Raw genomic sequence first — 25,629 nt, forward strand, 5'->3', positions numbered from 1 at the left:
CTGAAAGGCCCATGCGCCAGTACAGGGTAACGGCGTGAACTCAATGGCACCTGGGTCAGGGGTTGTGGTTCTGGGGGTTCCGTTGATGTCGGTAGAGACGATGGAGAGCAGATTGGCCCCTATGTTGTTAATCGCACCGGAGGATGGGGTGTAGTTGTTTTGAGTAGGATTGAGGAAACCCGGATTGGCGAAGACGGAGTTCTGGTCCTTACCGGTAGCCTGCCATGCAGCAAAGTCGTTTAAGGCTGAGCCATGAAACCAGACGTTGTTTTGGTCGCTGAAGTAGCCGTTGTTGTTGTAGGAGATACCGGTATTGGCAGTGCCCTGGTAGACGACGTATTTGGTACCACCGTTGGTTCGGGTATTGACAAAGAGGTTGTTTCTTACGTCCACATTGGTGAACGTTCCGGTGAAGAAGGCAGCAGCATTGGTGCTGGAACCCGGGAAGAGGGCATCTTCAACGACTATGGTATTGTGGTACACATCCCAGTGCTGAGAGCTGATCATATAGAGGGCATAGAGGAGGCCACCTCCGTTCATGTTGTACACTAAGTTGTTAAATAATCTGTTGCGTTGGCCTGCAGTAGTACTGCCGCTGATATAGAGGGGATACATGCTGGCAGTGTTTGCCGTAGTGGAACTTGTATGGGAGTCTCTTACGCGGTTGTTGGAGAAGACCGAGTTGTTTATCCATGAGAACAGTGTTATGCCATAAAAGGTCGTCACTGTGGTACGGCCGGCTCTGGATATGTCGTTGTTGTTGAAGATCATGGAATCCTGACCTCGGATGTAGGTGCCATACACATAAAAGTCTTCGATGAGGCAATTTTCAATTTTGTTACCAATAGCCAGATCAGTGGAAGAGGAACCGCCACCGATGCTCAATCCGTAATATCCTCCACGTATAATTGAATTGGTAATTTCGATGTAATCACCACCTTTTCCGATAGCTGTGGGTGAGGATTCGTTGGTACCGATGACTACGGGGTTGTAGTTAAGGGAAGTTAAGGTAGAGTTGACTTCAAATCGGCATTTGTTAAATTTTAGTCTTTGGGAATTTCCTGTGACGAAGAGTGCGGTGCCGAATTGAGTCGTTGTATTGCCCTGCGATAGAATTTCAAGACTATCGATTTCAATCCATTGACAATTGTTGAAAGTTAGAGTGGAGCGCTGGGAGGTATTGGTAGAGGTGAACTGCAGCACATTACCGTTTCCGTTAATTTTTATTGTGTTTACGGAAGAGGTGGACGTAATGTTATTGAAGGCGACTTGCTCGGTGTAGGGTCCCGAAAATGGAGTCACATTTACTGTAATGGGGCCACAGACTCCGGAACTGGAGACTGCGCTTGCAAAGTCGTTAAAACTGACAAAGTTGGTACCACTGGGAGCGGAGAGGGCATTGATGGTGTAGGTGCCGGCGAGTCCTTTTCGAATGCCGAGTCTTTCGATGGAGTTGTTGGAGGGGTCAGTATCAACGCCTGGTCCGCTGGCGGAGATGGTGGCGGTCAGGTCGTAGATGGTGGAGCTGTTGATGGCAAATTTTCCGAGGATAATGTCTACGAAGTTACCTGTTGCCAGCACTCCGTTCCATGTGACAGGGTTTTGGGTTATTGTATTTACCGTCCAGGAGATGGTGAGTGTATTGACGGTATCTTGCCCGACATTGACAGCCCTGACAACTACATCGGCCGAGTCTCCACAGAGAGCGCCGGAAGGTTGGATAAAAGTTGTGAGACCGGGATTGGGGCCAGGCGGGGGATCGAATTCATAGACACCGGGATCTGGCAGAAAGGCTCTGGGCATTGAGTCAAAGTCGAAGGGGACGAGTCCTCCGAGGTTTTTTCCCATTGAGTTGAGTTGGGGGGCCAGAGGCCTGTAGTTGGCCTGAGCCATGTTGATGAATTGTGGGTCTGTAAATACGCTGTTGGAATCAGCACCGGCATTTTGAAAGTCTTGCAGGGTGTTAAAGGATGCACCTCTGAAGAAAGTAGGCGCTGACATAGTGACATTAGGGTCTTTGAAATAGGCATTATTACTGGTGCGTATGTTGTTGGTATTGCTGGTCAGGTAGGTAAGAAATCGTTCACCTGTGCCAGGTCTGGAGAGGTAAAGGAGGTTGTTTCTGACTTCGCATCCAGCCGTGGGAGTACCTGCCACCCAAATCAGACGGGTAGTAGAAGAGGATGAAGAAATGGTGTTGAATACGATGGTATTGTGAAAGATTTTGGTGTAATCGGTCGTACCAGACAGATAGATGCCATAGTACACTCCATTGGTTTGGATGTCGTAAATCAGATTGTTGGCAATGATGTTGGGGCTATTGGCTGTACCGGCTGCTACACTGATAAAGATGGGGTAGGCCGTAAATGTATTGGTGTATGGTGCTGCCCCGTGGGCATTGTGGATGCGGTTGTTGAAGACTCGGACACCGCTGCCACTGGTTCCCTGGTAGAAGCCGTAAAATGTACTGATGGTAGTCCGGGTAGGGCGGCTGATGTCGTTTCCAAAGATTTCGAAGTTGTCTTGATTAAGGGCATAAATACCGTAGAGGTAGAAGTCTCGTATGGTGTTTCGGATGATTGAATTGCCGGTGCCGCGGGCGGTGGAGGAGGATCCGAGTACAGTGATTCCATAGTAACCTCCAATGATCACATTCCGCTCGATGAGATTGTTGTTTCCGTTTAATCCTGCGGTGGTAGCAGAGGTAGTGCTGTTTGAGAAGGCGATGGCGGCATATGCTATGGAGGTGGAGGAGGAGTTGGAGATGATGGAACAGCGCCTTATTACGTTCCAGTCAGCCCCGTTTCTAAACAGTACGCTGAAACCCTGAGCACCTGAGTCGCTGCGGATGGTCAGGGAGTCGATGGTCATGTATTTGGTGCCGTTGAGCTCAAGGGTTATGCGATCGTTGGTATTGGGGGAGAAAAAGTTCAATACGGCACCATTGCCATTTATGGTAATGGTATTGGTGGCAGAAGTTCCCGTGATGTTGCCAAAGGAAACTTTTTCCAGATAAGGGCCTGAGCCTGGTGCTACGTTGACGGTGACCGGACCGCAGACGCCAGCTGAGTTGATAAAATTGGCAAAAGCAGTGAATGTTTGAAAATTTGTTCCGGAGGTTGGAAGTGCGGAATTAATTGTATAAGTTCCTGAAATAGAAGGTATGAGTGTTGCATTTAGGGTGTCATTGGCATTAAAGGGGTCATTTACTCCGTTAGGATTGGAGGTCCAGACCTTAATTTGGTAGATTGTATTGGCCATAAAATTCCAGGTCCCTAAAGTCAGGGGCAATTGGCTTGGTCCTGTACCTCCAACGGTATCTAACGTTTGGGTAAAGAGAATGGGAGTTTGGGGGATTCCGTTCATGGACCAGTTTACGGTAACAGTATCGATTTTATTGGTTCCAAAATTGGCAACTTTAACGATTATGGGATGGAGTCCGGGACAAAATGCCTTTGGGGAATCGAGTGAGGCAATTCCTGCATCGTTGGGAAGGGTTGGGGCTGAGATGATTTCCCACTCGCGAAAGTTGGGATTGGAGGTCTGACCCGGACCGGTCATTTGAAAAGAGGTAATCCGAACGCGAGTAGTAGTGACTTTTGGAAAGCTTACCTGATTGGAGCAAGCCGGGGGTAGGTTGGAAAACGTATGGTGATTGACCCAGTTAGTTCCATCCCATCGTTGTATCAGTCCTCCGGTAAGTAGTCGAGCGTTGTTTTGAGCATGGTGAATGATGAATTGATCAAAAGTTTTTGGCGAAGTCCATTCAAACATAATCCAGTCTACTCCAGGGGTAGATGTGGGTGGGTTGGAGGTGGGAATCCACATCTGCTGTGTGCCACAGGTTCCAAAATCCAAATCGTTGAGTGTACTACAGGGTCCGGTGTTGCACTGGCTCGCAGAAGCCACGGCCTGCGGGGCTATATTAATTTGTGCATAGAGCCCATTGGCTAACAGGATTGCTGTAAGAGATGGTAAAAATTTCTTCATCGGGAATTTGATTTGAATGTTTATACGAATTTAAGGTTTTTTTTAATGTATATAAGAAATATTTATGTGTAATAAAATTTCCATATATCATCATTAAAAGGGCTTGTTTTGCAAATTAAGATTGTTCTTTTCGAATTATTAAAATCAGCCTAAGTCTTTATTTTTTACTAAGATAAAGTGAAGGCGGGAAGAACGCTTAGGTAATTAGTGGTATTGGTTGGTTTAAAAAACTTTAAAAATTTGGCAATCATCCTGGTTTTGCGTGGAGAGGTTTGCTGCTTTGGATGGTTTTGTAGCATTCTACTGAACGAGTTGAACAAGTGCATCTCATCAGAATTGTCGTGTCCATTGATTTTTGCGCCAGGGCGTAGGCGGATATGAGCCGCAGCGGGCGGGCAGTGTGGCACACGGGCGAGGAGGCGGAGCGGCAGCAAGCCACCGCAGCCCAATGTGCCAGGCCCGATCCGCAAGGGGAATAGGAGCCGTAGACCGGCCTCCGGCCGCTGGTGTCAAGCGGCCGGGGGAGGCGCCCACATAATACGCGTGATTAGGAAAAGTTTTTAGAAATGAGCATTAGGGCGGTGAAAATGCCAATGCTGATCAGGTTGAGCAGCAGTCCTTTGCGCAGCATGGAGCTTTGTGCTATGTGACCGGTGCTGAAGGCAATGGCATTGGGAGGGGTGGCGATGGGCAGCATAAATGCACAACTGGAGGCCATGGCGATGGCCATACCGGTGTAGAGGAAAATTTGAGTATCGGTGACTGTAAGTGCAGCGGCCACAGGCAGCATCAGACCTGTGAGGGCTACATTGGACATGAATTCGGTAAGTAATACGGAGGCTGAAATTAAGCCTAGAGATGCGATGAGATCGGAATTTTCCTGTTGACTGAAAAAGGTGGTGAGTAGTCGGGTGAGATGTGTTTTTTCGACCATAAGTGCCATGGTAAGTCCTGCGCCAAAGAGCAGCAGGATTCCCCAGGAGAGATTACGGGTGTCGGACCAGTCGAGTAGAGGTTTTCCGGTGTCTTGGCCTGAAGGGATAAGAAACAGCATCAGGCCACCTGTGAGGGCTATGGTGGTGTCGTTGAGGTAATCAAATGGAAGAAAGGGAGCCGTAAACCACAGGATGACGGTAAATATGAATATGTAAAACACTCTGTACTGGGCAGTGGAAACCGGGGGTAGCTGGTGGTACAATCGTTTGATGTGCTCTTGCAGATTGGGGTCGAGGGGTGAAGATTTTTTTGAAAGGAAATACAGAAATAGAAAGGAAAGCAGCAGGAGGCTCACTGGCAAGCCTATGGATGACCACTGCAGAAAAGTAATGGGTGGCCAGTGCTGCTCATTGTAAAAGCCGGCAAATACCAGGTTGGGTGGTGTGCCAATAAGGGTGGCAATGCCACCTATATTGGCTGCATAGGCGATGGTCAAAAAGATGTTTTCCTTAAACGAGGAGGATATATGTATATGCGATTCGATCACGGAAATCAGGGCGGTGCATATCGGGAGCATCATAATAGCTGTGGCGGTATTGCTTATCCACATGCTCAACAAGTAGGAGGATAGACCGGTTGCGATTAGTACGGAATTGAGATTTTTGTGAAAATGGTACAGGAGCCACAAGGCCAGACGGCGATGGATCTCCCATTTTTCTATGGCAAGGGCTAGCAAAAAGCCGCCGAGAAATAGAAAAATGACGGGGTTGGCGTATTGAGAAGTGGCTTCCTTGAGGGTGGTTGTACCTGCAGCGGGGAGCACTACGATCGGAAGCAGGGCCGTGACGGCGTAATGAACTACCTGATTGGTCCACCATATGAGCATCCACGCAAAGAGGGCCAAGACCAGAGATTGATCAGAGGTAAGAAAATTTTTTAAAAAAATCAAAACAAGAAGGAAAGCAACTACACCTGAGAGCGCTTTTAAGAATTGTTTCATCAAAGAGAAGAGTGAAAATAAAGGCAATTTTCAGCAAAGAAGCTGAAATTGTAAAGGATTCTGAATTGTTTAGAACGATTTTAAATTGTGAAGATGCATTTAAACCTGGGCGATTGAAAAATAGTTAGAAACATAAATTTGCGAGCAAAGTGTAAAAGCATCGAAATCATTTATGAAGATTATGAAAAAGTGTGTAAGCAGGCTCAGAATGGTGTGGGTAGTCCTGTGTGTGATGCTGAGCAGCCTGATGGTTTCAGCCCAGGATTTACCTGGAGATCCAGCCAATGGTAGGAAATTGTTTAATGCGCAGTGTGCAGCTTGTCACAAGCTGGACAGAAGGCTTGTGGGTCCTGCGATGGCTGGGATTACCGAAAGAAGATCGCAGGAATGGTTGATCCGATGGATCAGAAATAATGCTGAGCTAAGGGCTAGTGGGGATAAAGATGCCATTGCCGTTTATGAAGAGTACAACAGGTCTGCAATGCCGGCTTTTCCGTTGCTTTCAGACCAGGATATATTGGATATTCTCGCATATACCATAGTCGGTGATCAACCTGCCAGTCCAGCCGGTGATGGTCCTGTGACTACACAGGCACCTGCCAAACCTGAGCGGGGTCTCAATGTGTGGGTGTTGGCCGGTTTATCCCTCTTCTTGTTGATTTTGTTGATGATTTTGGTCAAGGTAAAGAATACGTTAAAAGTAATCAAAGGAGAAGAGCCGACCTCAGTCCTTGAGGATTTTTCAAAAGGTGTACAGGTAGCGGTTAAAAATCAAAAGCTGATTGTACTCCTTACGGTTGTGGTATCAGTTTTTTTATTAAAGGAGTTGTACTGGGGATTGATGTCAATAGGTGTGGAGCAGGGTTATATGCCTGAGCAGCCTATCGCATTTTCGCATAAAATACATGCAGGCGAAAATGGTATAGATTGTAAATACTGTCATTACGGTGCTGAGAAAGGAAAGCATTCCAACATTCCTTCTGCAGCGCTGTGTATGAATTGTCACAAGTACATACAGGAGGGTCCCAAATATGGCACAGCTGAAATAGATAAAATTTATGCGGCTGTTGGTTTTGACCGCGAAACACAGTCGTATATCGAAGGTTATGAAGAGAAACCGGTGAAATGGGTAAGAGTGCACAACCTTCCGGATCTGTCTTATTTCAACCATGCTCAACACGTAAATGTAGCTGGCCTGGAGTGTCAGACCTGCCATGGTCCTGTAGAGGAGATGGAAGTATTGTATCAGTATTCAGAGCTTACCATGGGTTGGTGTATCAACTGCCACAGAGAGACGGAAGTCAATATCGAAAATGGTTATTACAAAGACCTTCACGACAAATTAAAGGCTAAGTACAAGTCCGATAAAATCACCGCTGAAATGATTGGCGGACTGGAATGCGGTAAGTGTCACTATTAAAAAAAATCAAGGCTTAGTATGGCATCAAATAAAAAATACTGGAAATCAGAAGAGGAATTGTACAATCCTGCTCTGACGGAGCAGCTTGCTGCCGCTGAATTTCCCGCAGATTCGGAATCGCTTTTTACAGCATCCGAATTGCTCCTTCAGTCCACGCAGACAAGCAGAAGAGACTTTTTGAAATATCTGGGCTTCAGTACAGCAGCTGCTACATTGGCTGCATGTGAAGCGCCTGTCATAGAATCAATACCATATGTAACCGCACCTGATAAGCTTGTGCCCGGAGTTGCTGCATATTTTGCTTCTCTGTACGACGATGGAAATGACTATGCGGCCATACTTGTTAAAACACGTGAAGGACGACCGATAAAGTTTGAGCCAAATAAGGAGGCAGGGGTAAACAGTGGAACTAATGCAAGAGTACAAGCTGCAGTACTCAATCTCTACGACAGTACCCGCCTGAAGTCTCCTTTAAAAGATGGAAATGAAATCAGTTGGGACCAATTTGACAAGGAGATCGTAGAGGGGATTAAAAAAGCTGCCGAAACCGGAAAAATATTTGCCCTAGTAACACCGACAATCAATAGTCCAGCAGCTCGCTCTATCATCGAGAAATACAGAAGTAACTACAACAACTTTACCCATGTAGAAATCGATGCATTCCCGACAACCCGTTCATTGGATGCATGGGAAATGGCCACTGGTGTAAGAAAGTTTCCGTTTTATCAACTAGACAAGGCAGATGTAATTGTATCTTTTGGGTGCGATTTCATCAATGGAATACATGGCCAGGCTGTAGAAAGTGATTATGCTACCAGAAGAGTACCGGGGCCGGATATGTCAAAACACATTCAGATCGAAGCTAATATGACACTTACCGGTGCCAATGCCGATAAGAGAATTAAGTTAAGAGCTTCGGAAAATACTGCCGCGTTGCTTTCACTCTACAATGCACTTGCCCGTAAGATGGGTGTTCCGACTGGCAAAAATGTTTCGACAAGTATCGATGCAGATATCAATAAAATCGCCGAACTTCTTGCATCCAGGAAAGGAAAGTCACTCGTATTGAACGGTTATGACAACAAGGAAGCGGAGCAAATAGCCATAGCCATCAACATGCTTCTTGAGAATTTTGGAAGCACCATTTCTCTGACCAAGAGAAATAATCTAAGAGCGGGCGACGACAGGAAATTTGCTCAGCTGGTCGATAATATGGAGAAAGGCCTTGTAGGATTGGTAGTATTTGCGGGAGTTAATCCGGCCTATAACAAAGTAAGTTCAGAGAGACTTGAAAAAGCTTTGGCCAAGGTGCCAGTTACAGTTTGCTTTTCTGACAAACTTCACGAAACCTCCCGTATCTGCCAGTATGTAGGAGCACTAAGCCATGTCTGCGAATCATGGGGTGATGGATCACCTAGTACCGGTGTGGTGCATTTCATGCAACCTACCATTCATAATATATACAATACCCGGCAGTGGCAGCAATGTCTATTGAACTGGTTAGGCATCGATGGGTCGTATTATCACTACATCAGGTCCTTATATGCCGGGAATGATTTCAATGAACTTCTGCATGACGGAGTATACAAGACAGATGAAACCACTTCGATTTCACTGGTTCAAACACCCGAAGTACTTGTAAATGTGCAAGTACCAAAGACAAGTTCAGCCATCGAGCTTATTGTCTATCAAAAAGTTTCACTTGGAACCGGAGAACTGGCCAACAATCCATGGCTTCAGGAGATGCCAGATCCAATTACGCGGGCTTCATGGGACAATTATGTAACCATGAGCCGAGCAGATGCCGAGAAGCTAGGAATAATTAATAGAAATGTATCCAACGGAGCCTTGAACGGTAGTTACGTAAGTTTATCCGTGGGCGATAGAAAAATTGATAAAGTCCCGGTATTAATACAGCCTGGTCAGGCTGAAGGCACTATTGGCCTGGCGGTAGGCTACGGACGAGAGGGCATGGGCAGAGTAGCGGATGGAATAGGTGTAAATGCTCATATTCTCGCAGGTAATGCACATGTTCTGACAGGTGTTGAGGTCAATAAAGTAGATGGTGAACACGAATTTGCCTGTGTTCAGCTACATCATACCATGATGGGCCGAACTATTGTGAAGGAAGTTTCTCTTGAAGACTTCATCAACAGGCCTGCTCAAGATAATGGAAGAGGATGGAATGAGAAACCAAAATTTGAAACCTACAGAGGTCCATTAGATTCAAAAGAAACAAGTCTCTGGGACGAATTTGACCACGAAACCGGTCACTTTTGGAATATGTCCGTCGACTTAAATCTGTGTACCGGTTGTGGAGCTTGTGTGATTGCCTGTCACGCAGAAAACAATGTGCCTGTTGTAGGTAAAAAAGAAGTTCGCGTTTCACGCGACATGCACTGGCTTCGCATCGACAGGTATTACTCGAGCGACATGACTGAGGAAATTGCTGAAGAACAAGGATTGTCCGGAGTCAAAAAATTTGCATTGATGGAAATCCCCTCCGACAATCCTCAGGTAGTTTTTCAGCCGGTGATGTGTCAGCATTGCAATCATGCACCATGTGAAACTGTATGTCCTGTAGCTGCTACTACACACAGCTCAGAAGGTTTAAATCACATGACATATAATAGATGCATCGGTACCCGCTACTGTGCCAATAACTGTCCATATAAAGTTCGTCGTTTTAACTGGTTTTTGTATAATGAAAATCCGGAACAATTTGAGATAAACTATGCCATGAACGACGACCTTGGCAAGATGGTGCTAAATCCGGATGTAACGTTGAGGTCACGCGGGGTTATGGAAAAATGCTCTTTCTGTATTCAAAGAATTCAGCTCGGAAAGCTACAGGCGAAAAAAGAAGGCCGAAAAGTAAAAGACGGTGAGATCCAGACAGCCTGTATGAGTGCTTGTAGCACGGGTGCCATTACTTTTGGGGACGTAAACGATCCTGAAAGCCGCATAGCAACACTTAAAAACGAAGAACGTATGTATCACCTGCTCGAGGAGGTTGGCACAAATCCATCCGTATTCTATCAGGTAAAAGTCAGAAATCTTGTATAACATAACGAAGAGGAAATATGCATTACGAATCATCAATTAGAGAGCCATTAATTATAGGTGATAAGACCTATCACGACATAACGGTAGAAGTGGCTCGTCCTGTGGAAACAAGCGCTCCCAGATCTTGGTGGATAGTATTTTCCATATCCTTATTTGCTTTTTTATGGGGAGTAGGTTGTATCCTCTACACCATTGGAACCGGTATTGGAGTATGGGGACTGAATAAAACTGTTGGTTGGGCATGGGATATTACCAACTTTGTTTGGTGGGTTGGAATAGGTCATGCTGGTACATTAATTTCAGCAGTGCTTTTGCTGTTTCGCCAGAAATGGAGAATGTCCATCAACCGTTCGGCCGAAGCTATGACGATATTTTCCGTTATTCAGGCTGCTCTTTTCCCCGGAATTCACATGGGTAGAATCTGGCTGGCATATTTTGTATTTCCGATTCCCAATCAGTTTGGTCCGTTGTGGGTGAATTTCAACTCTCCGTTGCTTTGGGATGTATTTGCAATTTCTACCTATTTTACTGTTTCCCTGGTGTTTTGGTACACGGGATTAATTCCCGATTTTGCAATGCTGAGAGATCGGGCAGTCAGACCTGTTCAGAAGCACATTTACAGCATCCTCAGCTTTGGCTGGGGGGGTACTGCCAAAAGCTGGCAGCGATTTGAAGAAGTATCTTTAGTACTTGCCGGATTGGCTACTCCATTGGTTTTATCTGTGCACACCATCGTATCGATGGATTTTGCTACCTCAGTGATTCCTGGTTGGCACACGACAATATTTCCTCCATATTTCGTCGCCGGAGCTATATTCTCCGGATTTGCCATGGTGCAAACGCTGCTTATCATCATGCGCAAAATGTTTAAAATGGAACACTACATAACCATACAGCACATTGAGTTGATGAATATCATCATCATGGTGACAGGCTCAATTGTAGGGATTGCTTACATTACCGAGCTGTTTATAGCATGGTACTCGGGAGTGGAGTATGAACAATATGCGTTTCTCAACAGAGCTACCGGACCTTACTGGTGGGCATACTGGAGCATGATGACCTGCAATGTAATCTCACCGCAAGTGATGTGGTTTAAAAAAGTTAGAACCAGCCTGATTGCTTCTTTTGTGATTTCGATAATCGTGAACATCGGAATGTGGTTTGAGCGCTTTGTAATTATTGTAACCTCATTGCATCGCGATTATCTGCCATCTTCCTGGACTATGTTTAGTCCGACTTTTGTGGACATTGGAATTTTTATCGGAACCATTGGATTTTTCTTTGTACTCTTCCTGCTATATGCCAGGACTTTTCCTGTCATAGCACAGGCTGAACTTAAAACAATTTTGAAATCTTCATCTGAAAAGTACAAAAAACTTCACACAAAATATGAGCACAGCCATTCAGACGCACACTAAAACGATAATTTCTGCCATTTTTGATGACGATGACGTAATGCTTAAGGCAGTAAAAAGGGTTAGGGGAAAAGGTTTTTACATTCGCGAAGCATACACACCATTCCCGGTTCATGGCCTTGACCATGCCATGGGCTTAAAACCCACCAACATAGGCACTGCAGCTTTTTTCTACGGATTGCTTGGCCTGTCGTTAGCCATCTGGCTTACCTATTATACCATGATTCACGATTGGCCGATGAATATCGGAGGAAAGCCCAGTTTTACATGGGGTAAAAATATGCCGGCATTTGTACCGGTCATGTTTGAGCTTACGGTCTTTTTTGCAGCTCACCTGATGGTGTGGACTTTTTTTATCATCAATGGCCTGTATCCGGGAAGAAAGCCCATTAATCCGGATCCGAGAACCACAGATGATAAATTTATGATCGAAATAGAGGCCAATGGCAATGAGAACGACCTGATAGAATTGCTGAAAAATGAGGGAGCAATTGAAATCAATAAAAAAGAAGAAGAGACAAATGGGAACCATCACTGAAATGAATTCACTAAAAGTTTTTGCTGCAATAATTTTCTTATCCGTTTTTGCTTCGTGCAGTAGAGACTATTCCAAACCCGGAAGAGAATATATGCCCAATATGTATAGGGTAGCATCCTACAAGACGTACGAACCTAATCCAAATTTTAAAGATAGCCTGGGCGCACGGCCAGTCATAGAGGGCACTGTACCGAGAGGATATTTTGTCTATGAGGCACAAAATACACCTGAGGCGTATGAAGCTTCCTTAAAGAGGAAGGAGTTTCCTTCCAGATACAGAGAAATCAGCGAAAAGGATTTCGAAGAAGGAAAAAGACAATACACTATTTATTGCGCTGTGTGTCATGGTGAAAAAGGCGATGGCAATGGCATATTGGTTGAAAAGGAAAAATTTGCCGGAGTACCTTCCTATGCTTCAGCAAGTCGTCCGGGTCTCACTCCCGTTTCCATCTATCATGTTATAACTTATGGCAAAGGGGTTATGGGTTCACATGCTGCCCAAGTACTACCAGATGACCGGTGGAAAGTTGTTCACTATGTATTGCATCTAAGAGAAGAATTGGATAAAAACAACTAAAACGACACAAAATGAATTTTACGCTTAGCCCAAGACTAAAAAATATTGGTATAGTCCTTTTGGTGGTTGGCATTATCTCCCTGATGTATAGTTTTTTTATGGCTGACTACGGGCACCATGCTGGCCACGATTCAACCCATGAAGCTGTACATGCGGCTGGTCACGAAGACCATTCAGCTCATAATAGACCATGGGCCGCGCTTATGGTAAATACATTCTTTTTCCTCGCCATCGCTCTTGGTTCTCTTTTCTTCCTTGCCATTCAATATGCTGCACAAGCAGGCTGGTCAGCAGGAATTAAAAGGGTGATGGAGTCAATCGCAGGTTTTCTCCCAATTCCTGCTGCTGTTATGTTTATCATTGTGATTGCCGGAGTGGTACTTCATAAGCATCACATTTGGCATTGGACGGCTGAGGGCATCAGTGATCCAAATCATCCAAATTATGATGCAATCATTGCCGGTAAAACAGCTTATTTGAATACACCCTTTTTCCTGATTCGAACTACTGTCTATTTGATTGGCTGGTACATGTTTTTCTACTTTTTGAAAAAAAATTCTATCATCGGCGAATCCTCCGGAAATTGGGAATGGTGGAAGAAAAACTGGAGAATATCCGCAGGTTTTCTTGTGTTTTTTGCCATTACATCCTCCACAAGTGCATGGGATTGGATCATGAGTATTGATACTCATTGGTTTAGCACTTTGTTTGGCTGGTATGTTTTTGCCACCATGTTTGTGACTGCTGTTACAGTGCTAACTTTAGTGGTTTTGTACCTTAAGGCCGAAAACTATTTGGAATGGGTCAACGAAAACCATTTACATGATCTGGGAAAATTTATGTTTGCATTTTCAATCTTTTGGACCTATCTGTGGTTTAGTCAATACATGTTGATTTGGTATTCCAACATTCCGGAGGAAGTAACTTATTTTATGCCAAGGTACACTATTTACAAATTGCCGTTTTTAACAATGTTAGCTCTGAACTTTGTTTTCCCAATACTGGTGATTATGTCCCGAACAGCAAAAAGAATCGGAGGCTTTATTGTTATAGCCGGAGTGTCGATTTTGGTTGGTCACTGGCTGGATGTCTTTAACATGATCATGCCAGGCACTGTTGGTGAGAATTATGGTTTTGGAATTGCCGAAATCGGTATTTTCCTCGGATATGTTGGGGCTTTTATTCTGGTTGTTGGGCGGAATTTGGCGAAAGCGCCTTTGCTTATGAAAAATCATCCCATGTTGATAGAAAGTAAACATCACCATATTTAAAAACTAAACGAAAATGATGACATTGATTGGAATTGTAACAATTTTACTTGTACTTTTGGTAGCTTGGCAGTTGATACGAATTGCCGAACTCTCAGCAGAGATTAAAAAAGAAAACCTTACCGGACTGCCAAATGTCAAAGAAAACGATGTTCAAGGTAAACTGCTTTTTGGCTTTCTAATATTTTTAATGGCAGGTTTTTTGTACACAGTGGTAGCCTGGGGACCTAAAGTATTGCCCACTCCTGCCAGTGTGCATGGTGAGAAAACCGAATTCCTGTTTTATCTTTCACTGGGAATAATTACTGCTGCATTTTTAATAACACAGCCGATTTTGTTTTATTTTTCGTACAAGTATCGCGGAATAAAAGGGAGAAAGGCTTCCTACATGGAGCACAATAACAAACTGGAACTGATTTGGACGCTTGTACCTGGTGCAGTACTGGTATTGCTTATTTCGTATGGACTGGCCACCTGGGTCAGAATTATGAATCCTAAGTTTGATGAAGACCCAATAGTCATTGAGCTATATGCAAAACAGTTTGGCTGGACTGCACGAATTGCCGGAGAGGACAATAAGCTTGGATATGCCAATGCGCGGTACATCGAAGATGTTAATATTCTTGGCATTGATAAAAATGATCCCAACGGCCTAGATGATATTGTAGTACAGAATCTGATAAAGATACCTGTCAACAAACCAATTAAATTAAAAATGCGTTCGCAAGATGTAATTCACTCTGCCTATCTTCCTCATTTTAGACTGCAAATGAATTGTGTTCCCGGCGCTATTACGGAATTTTCCTTTATACCAAATAAGACTACAGCCGAAATGAGAAATGATCCAATGGTAGTACGGCAAGTGAGTGAAATCAATAATATCAGAACAGCAAAAGGCGAAGACCCGTACGAATTTAACTACATTTTACTTTGTAACAAAATCTGCGGCTCTGCACACTATAACATGCAAATGGTTTTTGAAGTAGTGTCAGAGGAAGAATATAAAGATTGGCTCAAAGAACAAAAAACCTTCGCACAAAGTATATAATTTAAAAAAATAAATATTCCTGTCCTATGGCTAATGATGTTTTGACACCCGAAGTAGCTCATCACACTGAGCATCACCATCACAAGGAGACTTTCTGGACAAAATATGTCTTCAGTATGGATCACAAGATGATCGCCAGACAATTTTTGATCACGGGTATTGTGATGGGTACCATCGGTATGCTGATGTCGATTTTATTTCGTTTACAACTGGCCTGGCCTGAGCAACCGTTTCCCATCCTAAAATTTTTTCTGGGTAAATGGGCCAGTGAAGGCGTAATGGATCCATCTATGTATTTGGCTCTAGTCACCATACATGGTACGATCATGGTATTTTTTGTATTGACGGCAGGATTGAGCGGTACGTTTTCCAACCTTTTAATTCCATTGCAGATAGGCGCCAGAGATATGGCTTCTGGTTTCCTCAACATGTTATCGTATTGGTTTTTCTTTGCCAGCAGCCTGGTGATGGTCATTTCCCTTTTCGTACCTGATGGGCCTGCTGCAGCAGGATGGACTGTATATCCACCACTCAGTGCCCTTCCGCAGGCGATGCCGGGTTCAGGAACTGGGATGACCCTATGGCTTGTATCAATGACTCTGTTCATAGTCTCTTCACTACTTGGAGGCATAAATTACATCGTAACGGTACTCAACATGAGGACTAAAGGAATGTCGATGACCCGCCTGCCGCTCACCATTTGGGCATTTTTTGTCACTGCCATTTTGGGTGTTTTATCGTTTCCTGTGCTGTTGTCAGCTGCCTTACTACTGTTGTTTGACAGAAGCTTAGGCACAAGTTTCTATCTTTCAGATATCATGATTCAGGGAGAAGTATTGTCCAATACCGGTGGAAGCCCCATTCTCTATGAGCACCTTTTCTGGTTTTTAGGACACCCGGAGGTTTACATCATTTTGCTACCTGCTTTGGGCATTACCTCTGAGGTAATTTCAACCATGTCCAGAAAACCCATATTCGGATACAGAGCAATGGTGGGTTCCATCCTTGCAATTGCCTTCCTTTCATTCATTGTTTGGGGGCATCATATGTTTGTTACCGGGATGAATCCCTTCTTAGGTTCAGTATTTACTTTCACTACGCTGCTTATAGCTATACCTTCGGCAGTTAAGGCTTTTAACTACCTTACGACATTGTGGAAAGGAAATCTTCAATTTTCACCCGCTATGTTGTTTTCCATAGGTCTGGTGTCTACCTTCATTACAGGAGGTCTTACTGGTATTATTCTGGGTAATTCCGCACTGGATATCAATGTGCATGACACGTATTTTGTCGTAGCTCACTTTCATATTGTAATGGGTCTTTCGGCAATTTTCGGAATGTTTGCCGGCATCTATCATTGGTTCCCGAAGCTCTTCACCAGAATGATGAACCGAAAGCTCGGCTACTGGCATTTCTGGCTTACTTTCATTTCTGCATATGGTGTGTTCTTCCCGATGCATTTCCTGGGAATGAGCGGACTGCCAAGGAGATATTATACCAACACTGCATTCCCTATGTTTGACAATCTTGCGGATATCAATGTTGTTATTTCTGTTTTTGCCATAGCTGGAGGTATTGCCCAGTTGATTTTCTTCTACAACTTTATTTACAGCGCTTTCAGAGGACCAAAGGCTCCACAGAATCCCTGGAAATCCAATACCTTGGAGTGGACCACGCCCGTTGAGCACATACATGGCAACTGGCCGGGTGAGATACCCACCGTGCACAGATGGGCATACGACTACAGTAAACCGGGCGCTCCTGAGGATTTTGTACCTCAGACCGTTCCCCTGAGTGATGAGGAAAAGAATACATTTCACAATTAAAATTTCCGAATGCAGTTTGAGCCCCGCATATTAGCGGGGTTTTTTGCTTATGAAAGCTGATTTTTTAATGAAAAAGCTGAGGAAGGCTGGTTTTGCCGGCGAAATTTATACAGATTTACTCCGAAAGTCACTTTATGCTACGGATGCGAGTATATACAGAGAATATCCCATAGCTGTAACCTATCCGACCGGTGAGAGGGATGTGCAGATACTCATCAATCTATGCCGTGAATATTCCCTGCCCATCATACCGCGTGCTGCCGGTACTTCGCTTGCCGGGCAATGTGTTGGAACCGGAGTGGTCGCCGATACATCAAGGCACATGACTTCAGTGGTCAGATTTGACCAGGTAAATGGTGTAGTAAGGGTTCAACCAGGAGTGATTCGCGATGAATTAAACCGATACCTGAAACCTTACCGATGGTTTTTCGGGCCCAATACATCGACTTCAAACCGATGTACGATCGGCGGCATGACCGCCAATAATTCCTCTGGTTCTACTTCCATTAAGTATGGTACCACCAGGGATAAACTTCTAGCTGTGAGGGGAGTGCTGTCCACCGGGGAAGTTGTGGAATTTTCGGAAGGGAATCATCCTGATGCAATTATTCATAAAATCCGGCAGCTGCTGAGCGAAAGGGATCTTCTGGAGGAAATAGAAAGAAATTACCCCAAAAAATCCATCCACAGGCGCAATACAGGATATGCTCTCGACATTATAGCTGACCAACTCAAATCGTCCAAAGGCCTACAGGGCGTGAACCTTGCCAAATTAATAGCTGGCTCAGAAGGTACTTTGCTGTTTCTCACTGAAATAACACTGAAGCTGGATCCACTTCCTCCACAATATCCGGCTGTGATCTGCGCACATTTTACATCGGTGAAAGACAGCCTTAAAGCTGCCCGTATTGCTATGGCTTATGAGCCGTATGCCTGTGAGCTGGTTGATAAGATAATACTCGATTGTACCAAAGAGAACCTTGAACAGAGAGAAAACCGCTTTTTCATTCAAGGGGATCCAGCAGCCATTTTGGCTATTGAAGTAAGGGCAGACGACAGGGAGGTATTGAAATCAGTGGCTCAAAAAGTCGTGGAGCATTTGCAATCTGAAAAGCTTGGCTATGCATACCCCGTTCTCTATGGTGAGGATTCAGATAAACTTTGGTCCTTGCGGGCTGCGGGACTGGGGCTGCTGTCAAATATTCCCGGCAGCGCCAAAGCAATAGCTTGTGTAGAGGACACTGCTGTGGATGTAAAAGACCTGCCTGAATACATTGAAGAGTTCGACAAGATGATGGAAAGTTTTGGTCAGCGGGTCGTACACTATGCACATGCCGGAGCTGGTGAAATCCATCTCCGTCCGATTCTGAATCTCAGAGATGAGCGTGATTTTAGGCTACTTCGCCAAATCAGCACATCCTCAGCACAATTGGTAAAAAAATATCGGGGATCGCTATCCGGTGAGCATGGAGATGGGAGAGTAAGAGCTGAATTTATACCTACTTATTTTGGTGAAAAGATCTTCAATGCATTGGTGCAGGTAAAAAAAATTTTCGATCCCTATAATCTCCTGAATCCCGGAAAAATCATAGAGGCTCCCCCAATGGATATCTCGCTCAGGGAAGATCCTAAAACCCCACTTCAGCAAGTTTCAACTTTTTTTGATTACAGCAAGGAAGGGGGTTTTTTGGCTGCAGTTGAGAAGTGCAATGGTTCGGCTGACTGCCGTAAGCCGTTTAGCTCAGGTGGGGTTATGTGTCCGTCCTACCAGGCGACATTGGATGAAAAAGACAGCACACGCGCCAGAGCTAATGCACTGAGGGAGTTTGTATCAGGAGTAGCCAATGGACAAAAGGGTTTTGCGCATCCGGAACTGAAAGAGGTGCTCGATTTGTGTCTCGCCTGTAAAGGGTGCACAAGAGAGTGTCCCAGCAATGTAGATATGGCCTCCATGAAAAGTGAGTGGCTCTACCAATATCAAAAAATTCATGGAAAAAGCATTCAAACGCTCTTCTTTGGATATTTTGAAAAATTGGCCCCTTTGGCCTCGGCATTTCCAAACCTTTCCAACGGCATTTTGAATTATCCCCTTTCAGAAAAATTGCTGAAAAAATTCATTGGAATTACCCCTTCCAGAAGTTTACCGCCTTTTAAACAACCTACTTTATGGAGGCGATTGAAAGAACTGAAGAAAAACAACCCTGCTCATCCGAAAAAATCGGTTTACCTGTTTGTAGATGAATTTACCAACTACTACGAACCGGAAATTGGCGAGAAAGCAATTTCATTTTTGCAAAAAAATGGATATGAAGTAAGAACAGTAAAGCATCCCGGGAGTGGCCGGGCGATGATATCCAAAGGACTGCTACCTGCGGCCCGTAAGAATGCCGATACCAATGTAGCCTTATTTTCTTCGATCCTCTCGGAAAACGTGCCACTTATAGGTATTGAACCATCTGCTATACTGACTTTCAGAGATGAATATCCAAGACTTGTAAGTAAACAATTTCGGGAAAAAGCTAAATGGATTTCAACCTACACCTTCACACTGGACGAATTCATTCATACCGAATTACGTGCAGGCAATATCTCTGTCTTCAAAAAGCCGGAGTCAAAAACAATACATTTACACGGCCACTGCCATCAAAAGGCGTTAAGCTCCATGCGCTATACCAAAGAAATACTTCGGGATGTAGGTTACCCCGTTAAGTTAATTCCGGCTGGTTGTTGTGGCATGGCTGGAAGTTTTGGTTACGAAGTACAGCATTTTGATATCAGTAGGAAAATTGCTGAAATGGTGCTTTTTCCTTATATCCGTCAGTTGGAGGTTACCGATCACTTAGTGGTAGCCACCGGCATATCTTGCCGACATCAGATTCTGGATGGTACCGGTATAAAGGCCTTACATTGGATCGAATTACTTTAATTTGGCCGTAAATATTGATCATAAAACTTCCTTGCAGCATTCCAAAAGTTATGAATAAAGTTTGTTTAGCCATTTGTTTTATTTTAATTGGAATGGGTTTAGGACGCTCACAACCCCTGTCGGGAATTTATCAGGGTTCGGAGTGGTTGCCGTTGTTGTATGGGAAGAAATTTGCTGTGGCAGCACACCATGCTTCAGTACTCGATAGCGTTCATTTGATTGATTTTTTATTAGAAAAACGCCTAAAACCTGTAATGATTTTCACTCCTGAACACGGGCTATCGGGCATGGCATCTGCAGGAGAAAAAATCGTTGATTCTGAGTATAAAGGCATTCCTGTGATATCGTTATACGGCAACAAGAAAAAACCAACAGCCGAGGAGATGAAATCAATTGATCTTGTGCTTTTCGATATGCAAGACATGGGAGTGAGGTTTTTTACCTACATCTCTACACTGACCTATCTGATGGAGGCATGTGCCGAAAACAAAAAGCCAATCATTGTACTTGACCGGCCCAACCCTCATGCTCATTATATTGATGGACCAGTTCTTAAACCGGGATTTGAGTCATATGTAGGTCTTCATCCCGTCCCCATAGTATATGGATTGACGATCGGAGAGTATGCGCGGATGGTCAATGGAGAGGGATGGCTGAAAGGCGGGATGAAAGCGGATCTCACCGTAGTAAAAATCAAAGGATATCATCGAAAGATCCGTTATTTTCCACCCATTCCGCCATCGCCGAATCTGCGTACCAAAGCAGCCATGATTTTATATCCTTCACTTTGTTTATTTGAAGGGACTCAGGTGAGCGTTGGAAGGGGAACAGAGAAGCCGTTTGAAGTTTTTGGAGCTCCCTTTTTCTCCGAAGGCGATTATTACTTCATTCCCGAATCCAGAGCAGGTGCGACTAATCCACCGTATCAAGGTCAAAAATGCAGAGGTTTTGATGTGAAAATTTTTGCTGAAAACTTCATGGCACAAGCCGAGTTTATTTACCTTGACTGGTTGATTGCAACTGTCGAACTGCATGAGAATCCCCCAAAATTGTTCAATGCATTTTTTGACAAATTAGCCGGTACTGACCAACTACGCAAACAACTGCTCTCCGGAAAAAAGGCTTCTGAAATCAGAGACAGCTGGAGAAGTGATTTAGAGCAATACGCAAGAATCAGAAATAAGTATTTACTTTATCCGGATTAGACGATTGCAAATGGTGTATAATTTCAACGGATCATTATTGGAATCAAAACAGATTGAACTCCCAGTGGATAACAGGGCATTGCTCTATGGCGACGGTGTGTTTGAAACGATTAGGTATTCCTACGGAAAGTTGCTTTTTTGGGAAGATCACTATTTCAGGCTTATGGCCTCACTGCGAATTATCCGGATCAGAATACCCGTGCATTGGACTCCTGAATATCTTCGTGATCAAATACATGAAACACTAGAAGCCAATCATCTGGAAAAACAACCGGCCAGAGTGCGGCTGACCGTGTGGCGTAAGCCGGGAGGCAGGTATCTACCAGATGTGCATGACCCCGAATTTTTAATCACATGCCATCGACTCATATCCGATGAATATGAGGCCCCGGAAAATAAAGTAACTGTAGATATTTACAGAGATATTTTCAAACCTGCCAATTTGTTGTCCAACTTAAAATTAATCGGAAGTCAGCTTTATGTGATGGCGTCCATTTTTGCCGATGAAAACGGTCTGTACGATGCGCTGCTGATCAACGACGCAAAACAAGTGGTGGAGTCTTCCAAAAGCAATCTTTTTGCACTTTATGGGACAGAAGTAGTAACACCACCTCTCACCTCAGGTGCATTGAGAGGAGTAATCAGACAAAGACTTTTAAAAGCGTTACCTGACATTGGTCTTAAGGCTGTGGAAAAAGATCTTACTCCATTTGACTTGCTGAAAGCGGATGAGCTCTGGCTCACCAATGCGATAGTGGGTATTGTACCCGTACATCAATACAGAAGCAAAGAATATTCTACCCTCAAAGCCCTGGCAGCCCTTCGCTTGCTGAATGAACTGGCCAGACAGGACACCTTTGACCTTTCATTTTGACTTAGAAGATGATCAGCAATCTCTCATCCCATATACACCTCACGCCGGAAAGGTGGTATGCCTGGCTTCAACATTTTTTTACCGATAACAACGATTGGTCCATTGACCGGGGGTTTTCGATCGAAAAAAGACCAATTTATTGTATCTCAGCAGGAAATGGAAGCCAAAAAATCGTATTTTGGTCTCAAATGCATGGCAATGAGGCGACAGGTACATACGCCCTGAGTGATTTGCTGACTTACCTAAGCCGCGAAAGACCACTATTTGAAGCATTGAAAAAACACTACACCCTTGTTTTTTTACCAATGCTCAACCCTGATGGAGCTCAACGATTTTCGCGCTACAATGCTCTGGGCTCAGACCTGAACCGGGAAGGTTTGAAAACCATATCTCCCGAAATGGAGATTCTTAAAAAAGCACTTGAGAGCTCTACGGCATTGGCTTTTAATCTTCACGACCAGCGGAATATTTTCAGTGTAGGGCGCTCATCCTTACCGGCATCACTTTCTCTGTTGGCTCCGTCAACCATCACCACAAAGGGGCTTGAAGCAAGAAAGCATTCCATCCGTCTGATTTCAGCCGCATTGGAGAGGTTTACAGTCGAAGAGATTCGATACGTGGCCAGATTTAGCGACGAATATTATCCAAAGGCTATGGGCGAATGGTGCACAGATCGCGGTATTTCAGCGATTTTGGTGGAGGCAGGTGGTTATTACAATGACCCTCACCGGATTTTTGCCCGAAATCTGATGACAAAATTTTTACTCTTTTGCCTGGAAGACCTCCTTACCAAAGACACAGGCCATAAAAACCTCTATCAAACATTACCCGTCAATGCTCAGGATCTCAGAGATTTGGTAATCAGAAATGTCAGAATGCAGTCACCATCTGGTGAGATTACTTTTGACATTGCTTGTACTGGAAAATATTTACCAGATCAAAACCAATGGAGGTGGATGATAGACGAAATCGGGGATTTAGATATGATATACGGTTATAAGGAGGTTGATTTGAAATCTGAAGAACCCATATCTTTTCAATTGTTTAGTCCAGGAGATTTTCTGTACATTGACAAACTTCCCAAAAGCTGGCATCAATGGTTTACCACGATTTAAATTCATTTGAAAGTATTAACCCTTTCACCGGCGAGAAATATGCACGGTTTGAACTGCTGAAATCCTCCGAACTTGAAGAGGTCATCGCCAAGGCTGCGGAAGCTTCCCGAAAATGGAGAAAAACTTCTCTGAAAGAGCGATTAAAGCACATCGAAAACCTGGCTCAGCTACTGGAAAACGAATCGGAGCATTATGGCCAAATCATTACCCTGGAGATGGGTAAACCTCTGAAAGAAGCTGTGGCTGAAGTCAAAAAGTGTGCATTGGCCTGCAGATATTATATAGAGCACAGTACTGCTCATTTGAAGGGCAGGAAAGTCTCCCTTGAACCAGGTCGGCAGGCTGAAATCCACTACGAGCCTACAGGCGTTGTTCTTGGAATTATGCCCTGGAATTTTCCCTTTTGGCAGGTGATCCGATTTGCGATACCTACTCTGGTGGCTGGCAATACTGTATTAGTAAAGCACGCCCCTAATACACCACGGTCGGCTTTGATGCTGCAGCAGCTCTTTATTAGAGCAGGATTTCCGCAAGGTGTTTACAACAACATTTTTATTCACACATCGCAGGTAGAAAACCTCATAGCAAAAAGGGAGATCACAGGAGTGTCGCTTACAGGTAGTACTCGGGCGGGCAGGGCAGTAGCTGCCCTTGCCGGGCGATATTTAAAGCCATCGGTATTGGAACTGGGAGGAAGCAATACCTTATTAGCCTTGCCAGATGCCAACATAACTAAAGTAGCCGACCAGGCTGTAAATGCTCGCTTTATGAATGCCGGACAAAGCTGTATATCTGCCAAGCGAATACTGGTACCCGCTGAAAAATACGATGCCTACACTAGAGAACTGACTCTGAGGATAAAAAAATTAAAAACTGGCAACCCCTTGCTTGCTGATACGCAAATCGGCCCGTTGGCAAGACTTGACCTGGCAGAATTGGCAGAGCGCCAAGTGGAAGAGAGTTTGAGGGCCGGAGCCAGGCTTGTGACAGGTGGCAGCAGATCAGGTACTCTATTTGCCCCAACTCTACTCACAGATGTAAAGCCCGGAATGGCGGCTTTTGATGAAGAACTCTTTGCACCAGTGGCGGTGCTTATTTCCTATCGGAATGAAAAGGAAGCAGTGAATCTTGCCAATAATACTTCTTACGGACTAGGAACAGCAATATTTACCAATGACATAGAACGTGCTCGCAAGCTTATTCCAAAATTTCAGGACGGTGCTGTCTATATCAACGAGTGGATTCATTCGGATCCCAGACTCCCCTTTGGTGGTGTAAAAGACAGTGGCTATGGACGGGAGCTTTCCAAAGAAGGATTGCTGTCTTTTGTGAACATAAAAACCGTAGTAGTCAACAACAATTAACGCTCCTGAAGCCAACCGGCTATTTCCGGGGCAAAATAGCTGGCGATCAGGTCGGCACCTGCTCTTTTGATAGCAAGAGTAGCTTCCAGCACAGCTGATTGATAGTGAAGCCAGCCTTTTTCAGATGCGGCTTTGATCATGCTGTACTCTCCGCTCACGTGGTAAGCAGCTACGGGTACATGAACCTGATTTTTGACTTCCCTTATTATATCCAGATAGTGTACAGCTGGTTTAACCATCACAATGTCGGCACCTTCCTTCACATCGTCGAGCACTTCCTTTATAGCTTCAATTCGGTTTGCAGGATTCATCTGATAGGTTTTTTTATCACCAAAACCCGGCGCACTGTCGAGGGCATCTCTAAACGGACCGTAAAAGCAAGAAGCATACTTGGCTGAGTATGCCAAAATACCGGTCCTGGTATGGCCTGACTGTTCCAATGCTCTGCGTATGGCTCCTACTCTTCCGTCCATCATATCGGAAGGTGCGACAAAATCAGCTCCAGCTTCTGCATGCGATACAGCCATTTCAGCCAATACCTCCACTGTTGGATCGTTTAGAATCTCACCATCTGCCACTATTCCGTCATGGCCATACGTGCTGTAAGGGTCGAGCGCTACATCGGTCATCACCACCAGGTCAGGTACGGCAGTCTTTATAGCGCGGATGCTTCGCTGCATCAGGCCTTCCGGGTTCAACGCTTCTGCTCCGGTATTGTCTTTTAGTTCATTCTTGCATTTGACAAAAAGCAAAACGCTTCTCAAACCCAGATTCCGGTATTTTATTGCCATTTCAACAGCTACATCGAGCGTATATCTCTTATATCCGGGCATGGATGGAATGTCTTCCTCTTTCCTATGTCCTTCGATAATAAACATAGGTACTATAAAGTCTTCTGTTCGGAGGGTAGTTTCTTCTACCATTTTCCTTATACTTTCGTTTTTGCGTAGCGTTCGGTTTCTTCTGTGGAGATGCATAGGGAGTTATTACTAGTGACAGGCAAATGTCTTTATTAAATTCTATTGGTTTTTTACCTTGTGAAGCAATCAAAAGGTTAA

15 protein-coding genes and 1 pseudogene are annotated in these 25,629 nt (G+C 44.5%); 13 read left to right on the forward strand and 3 right to left on the reverse strand.

Features of this window, described 5'->3' with window-relative positions:
• Both DES35_RS07415 and DES35_RS07420 read right to left on the reverse strand, forming a co-directional pair.
• Positions 1-3,990: pseudogene (locus DES35_RS07415) on the reverse strand (hypothetical protein); the annotation flags it as partial.
• Between the two features lie 547 nt (positions 3,991-4,537).
• Positions 4,538-5,926 carry an SLC13 family permease gene (locus tag DES35_RS07420; RefSeq protein WP_114366262.1) on the reverse strand — a complete coding sequence of 463 codons (1,389 nt, stop codon included), beginning with the start codon at positions 5,924-5,926 and terminating at the stop codon, positions 4,538-4,540.
• Positions 5,927-6,107: 181 nt separating this feature from the next.
• Here DES35_RS07420 and DES35_RS07425 point away from each other — a divergent pair, with 181 nt between their 5' ends.
• The 13 genes from DES35_RS07425 to DES35_RS07485 all read left to right on the forward strand — a co-directional run bounded on the left by DES35_RS07425 (position 6,108) and on the right by DES35_RS07485 (position 24,571).
• Positions 6,108-7,346: a c-type cytochrome gene (locus DES35_RS07425; protein WP_037361329.1), complete on the forward strand. Its 1,239-nt coding sequence runs from the start codon at positions 6,108-6,110 to the stop codon at positions 7,344-7,346.
• A gap of 18 nt (positions 7,347-7,364) precedes the next feature.
• Positions 7,365-10,412 (forward strand): TAT-variant-translocated molybdopterin oxidoreductase, encoded by a 3,048-nt coding sequence (locus DES35_RS07430; protein ID WP_114366264.1) that lies wholly within the window; start codon positions 7,365-7,367, stop codon positions 10,410-10,412.
• A 17-nt stretch (positions 10,413-10,429) separates the two neighbouring features.
• Complete coding sequence (gene nrfD / locus DES35_RS07435; protein ID WP_037361318.1) at positions 10,430-11,833, forward strand: NrfD/PsrC family molybdoenzyme membrane anchor subunit; 1,404 nt, start codon at positions 10,430-10,432, stop codon at positions 11,831-11,833.
• Entirely contained in the window at positions 11,805-12,368 is a 564-nt protein-coding gene (locus tag DES35_RS07440; protein ID WP_037361320.1) for a DUF3341 domain-containing protein, read from the forward strand. Before nrfD ends, DES35_RS07440 begins: the two co-directional genes overlap by 29 nt.
• Positions 12,352-12,945 (forward strand): c-type cytochrome, encoded by a 594-nt coding sequence (locus DES35_RS07445; protein ID WP_051889493.1) that lies wholly within the window; start codon positions 12,352-12,354, stop codon positions 12,943-12,945. The genes DES35_RS07440 and DES35_RS07445 overlap by 17 nt, the downstream gene beginning before the upstream one ends.
• 11 nt (positions 12,946-12,956) lie before the next feature.
• Entirely contained in the window at positions 12,957-14,216 is a 1,260-nt protein-coding gene (locus DES35_RS07450; protein ID WP_037361322.1) for a hypothetical protein, read from the forward strand.
• Between the two features lie 13 nt (positions 14,217-14,229).
• Positions 14,230-15,261 carry a cytochrome c oxidase subunit II gene (locus DES35_RS07455; protein ID WP_114366265.1) on the forward strand — a complete coding sequence of 344 codons (1,032 nt, stop codon included), beginning with the start codon at positions 14,230-14,232 and terminating at the stop codon, positions 15,259-15,261.
• A gap of 26 nt (positions 15,262-15,287) precedes the next feature.
• Positions 15,288-17,087, forward strand: a complete 1,800-nt coding sequence (locus DES35_RS07460; RefSeq protein ID WP_051889494.1) for a cytochrome c oxidase subunit I — start codon at positions 15,288-15,290, stop codon at positions 17,085-17,087.
• A 67-nt stretch (positions 17,088-17,154) separates the two neighbouring features.
• Positions 17,155-20,013: an FAD-binding and (Fe-S)-binding domain-containing protein gene (locus tag DES35_RS07465; RefSeq protein ID WP_244906335.1), complete on the forward strand. Its 2,859-nt coding sequence runs from the start codon at positions 17,155-17,157 to the stop codon at positions 20,011-20,013.
• 50 nt (positions 20,014-20,063) lie between these two features.
• A complete protein-coding gene (locus DES35_RS07470; protein WP_114366362.1) occupies positions 20,064-21,218 on the forward strand; it encodes an exo-beta-N-acetylmuramidase NamZ family protein in 1,155 nt (384 codons plus the stop codon).
• A 37-nt stretch (positions 21,219-21,255) separates the two neighbouring features.
• Positions 21,256-22,092 carry an aminotransferase class IV gene (locus tag DES35_RS07475; protein WP_160171970.1) on the forward strand — a complete coding sequence of 279 codons (837 nt, stop codon included), beginning with the start codon at positions 21,256-21,258 and terminating at the stop codon, positions 22,090-22,092.
• An 8-nt stretch (positions 22,093-22,100) separates the two neighbouring features.
• The gene (locus tag DES35_RS07480; protein WP_037358188.1) at positions 22,101-23,207 is read left to right on the forward strand and encodes a M14 family metallopeptidase; all 1,107 of its coding nucleotides are present in this window, start codon (positions 22,101-22,103) and stop codon (positions 23,205-23,207) included.
• Positions 23,189-24,571 (forward strand): NAD-dependent succinate-semialdehyde dehydrogenase, encoded by a 1,383-nt coding sequence (locus DES35_RS07485; protein WP_114366267.1) that lies wholly within the window; start codon positions 23,189-23,191, stop codon positions 24,569-24,571. The genes DES35_RS07480 and DES35_RS07485 overlap by 19 nt, the downstream gene beginning before the upstream one ends.
• Here the strand turns inward: DES35_RS07485 and hemB are convergent.
• A complete protein-coding gene (gene hemB, locus DES35_RS07490) occupies positions 24,568-25,548 on the reverse strand; it encodes a porphobilinogen synthase (protein WP_037358190.1) in 981 nt (326 codons plus the stop codon). The genes DES35_RS07485 and hemB overlap by 4 nt on opposite strands.
• Between the last annotated feature and the right edge of the window lie 81 nt (positions 25,549-25,629).

The sequence above is a fragment of the Schleiferia thermophila genome (assembly GCF_003337435.1).
Classification (GTDB): domain Bacteria; phylum Bacteroidota; class Bacteroidia; order Flavobacteriales; family Schleiferiaceae; genus Schleiferia; species Schleiferia thermophila.

Coding starts and splice junctions, on each gene's coding strand:
- DES35_RS07430 (WP_114366264.1), top strand. CDS start 7,365: ATGGCATCAAATAAAAAATACTGGAAATCAGAAGAGGAATTGTACAAT.
- DES35_RS07425 (WP_037361329.1), top strand. CDS start 6,108: ATGAAAAAGTGTGTAAGCAGGCTCAGAATGGTGTGGGTAGTCCTGTGT.
- DES35_RS07460 (WP_051889494.1), top strand. CDS start 15,288: ATGGCTAATGATGTTTTGACACCCGAAGTAGCTCATCACACTGAGCAT.
- nrfD (WP_037361318.1), top strand. CDS start 10,430: ATGCATTACGAATCATCAATTAGAGAGCCATTAATTATAGGTGATAAG.
- DES35_RS07465 (WP_244906335.1), top strand. CDS start 17,155: ATGAAAAAGCTGAGGAAGGCTGGTTTTGCCGGCGAAATTTATACAGAT.
- DES35_RS07450 (WP_037361322.1), top strand. CDS start 12,957: ATGAATTTTACGCTTAGCCCAAGACTAAAAAATATTGGTATAGTCCTT.
- DES35_RS07440 (WP_037361320.1), top strand. CDS start 11,805: ATGAGCACAGCCATTCAGACGCACACTAAAACGATAATTTCTGCCATT.
- DES35_RS07470 (WP_114366362.1), top strand. CDS start 20,064: ATGAATAAAGTTTGTTTAGCCATTTGTTTTATTTTAATTGGAATGGGT.
- DES35_RS07485 (WP_114366267.1), top strand. CDS start 23,189: ATGGTTTACCACGATTTAAATTCATTTGAAAGTATTAACCCTTTCACC.
- hemB (WP_037358190.1), bottom strand. CDS start 25,548: ATGCATCTCCACAGAAGAAACCGAACGCTACGCAAAAACGAAAGTATA.
- DES35_RS07455 (WP_114366265.1), top strand. CDS start 14,230: ATGATGACATTGATTGGAATTGTAACAATTTTACTTGTACTTTTGGTA.
- DES35_RS07480 (WP_037358188.1), top strand. CDS start 22,101: ATGATCAGCAATCTCTCATCCCATATACACCTCACGCCGGAAAGGTGG.
- DES35_RS07445 (WP_051889493.1), top strand. CDS start 12,352: ATGGGAACCATCACTGAAATGAATTCACTAAAAGTTTTTGCTGCAATA.
- DES35_RS07420 (WP_114366262.1), bottom strand. CDS start 5,926: ATGAAACAATTCTTAAAAGCGCTCTCAGGTGTAGTTGCTTTCCTTCTT.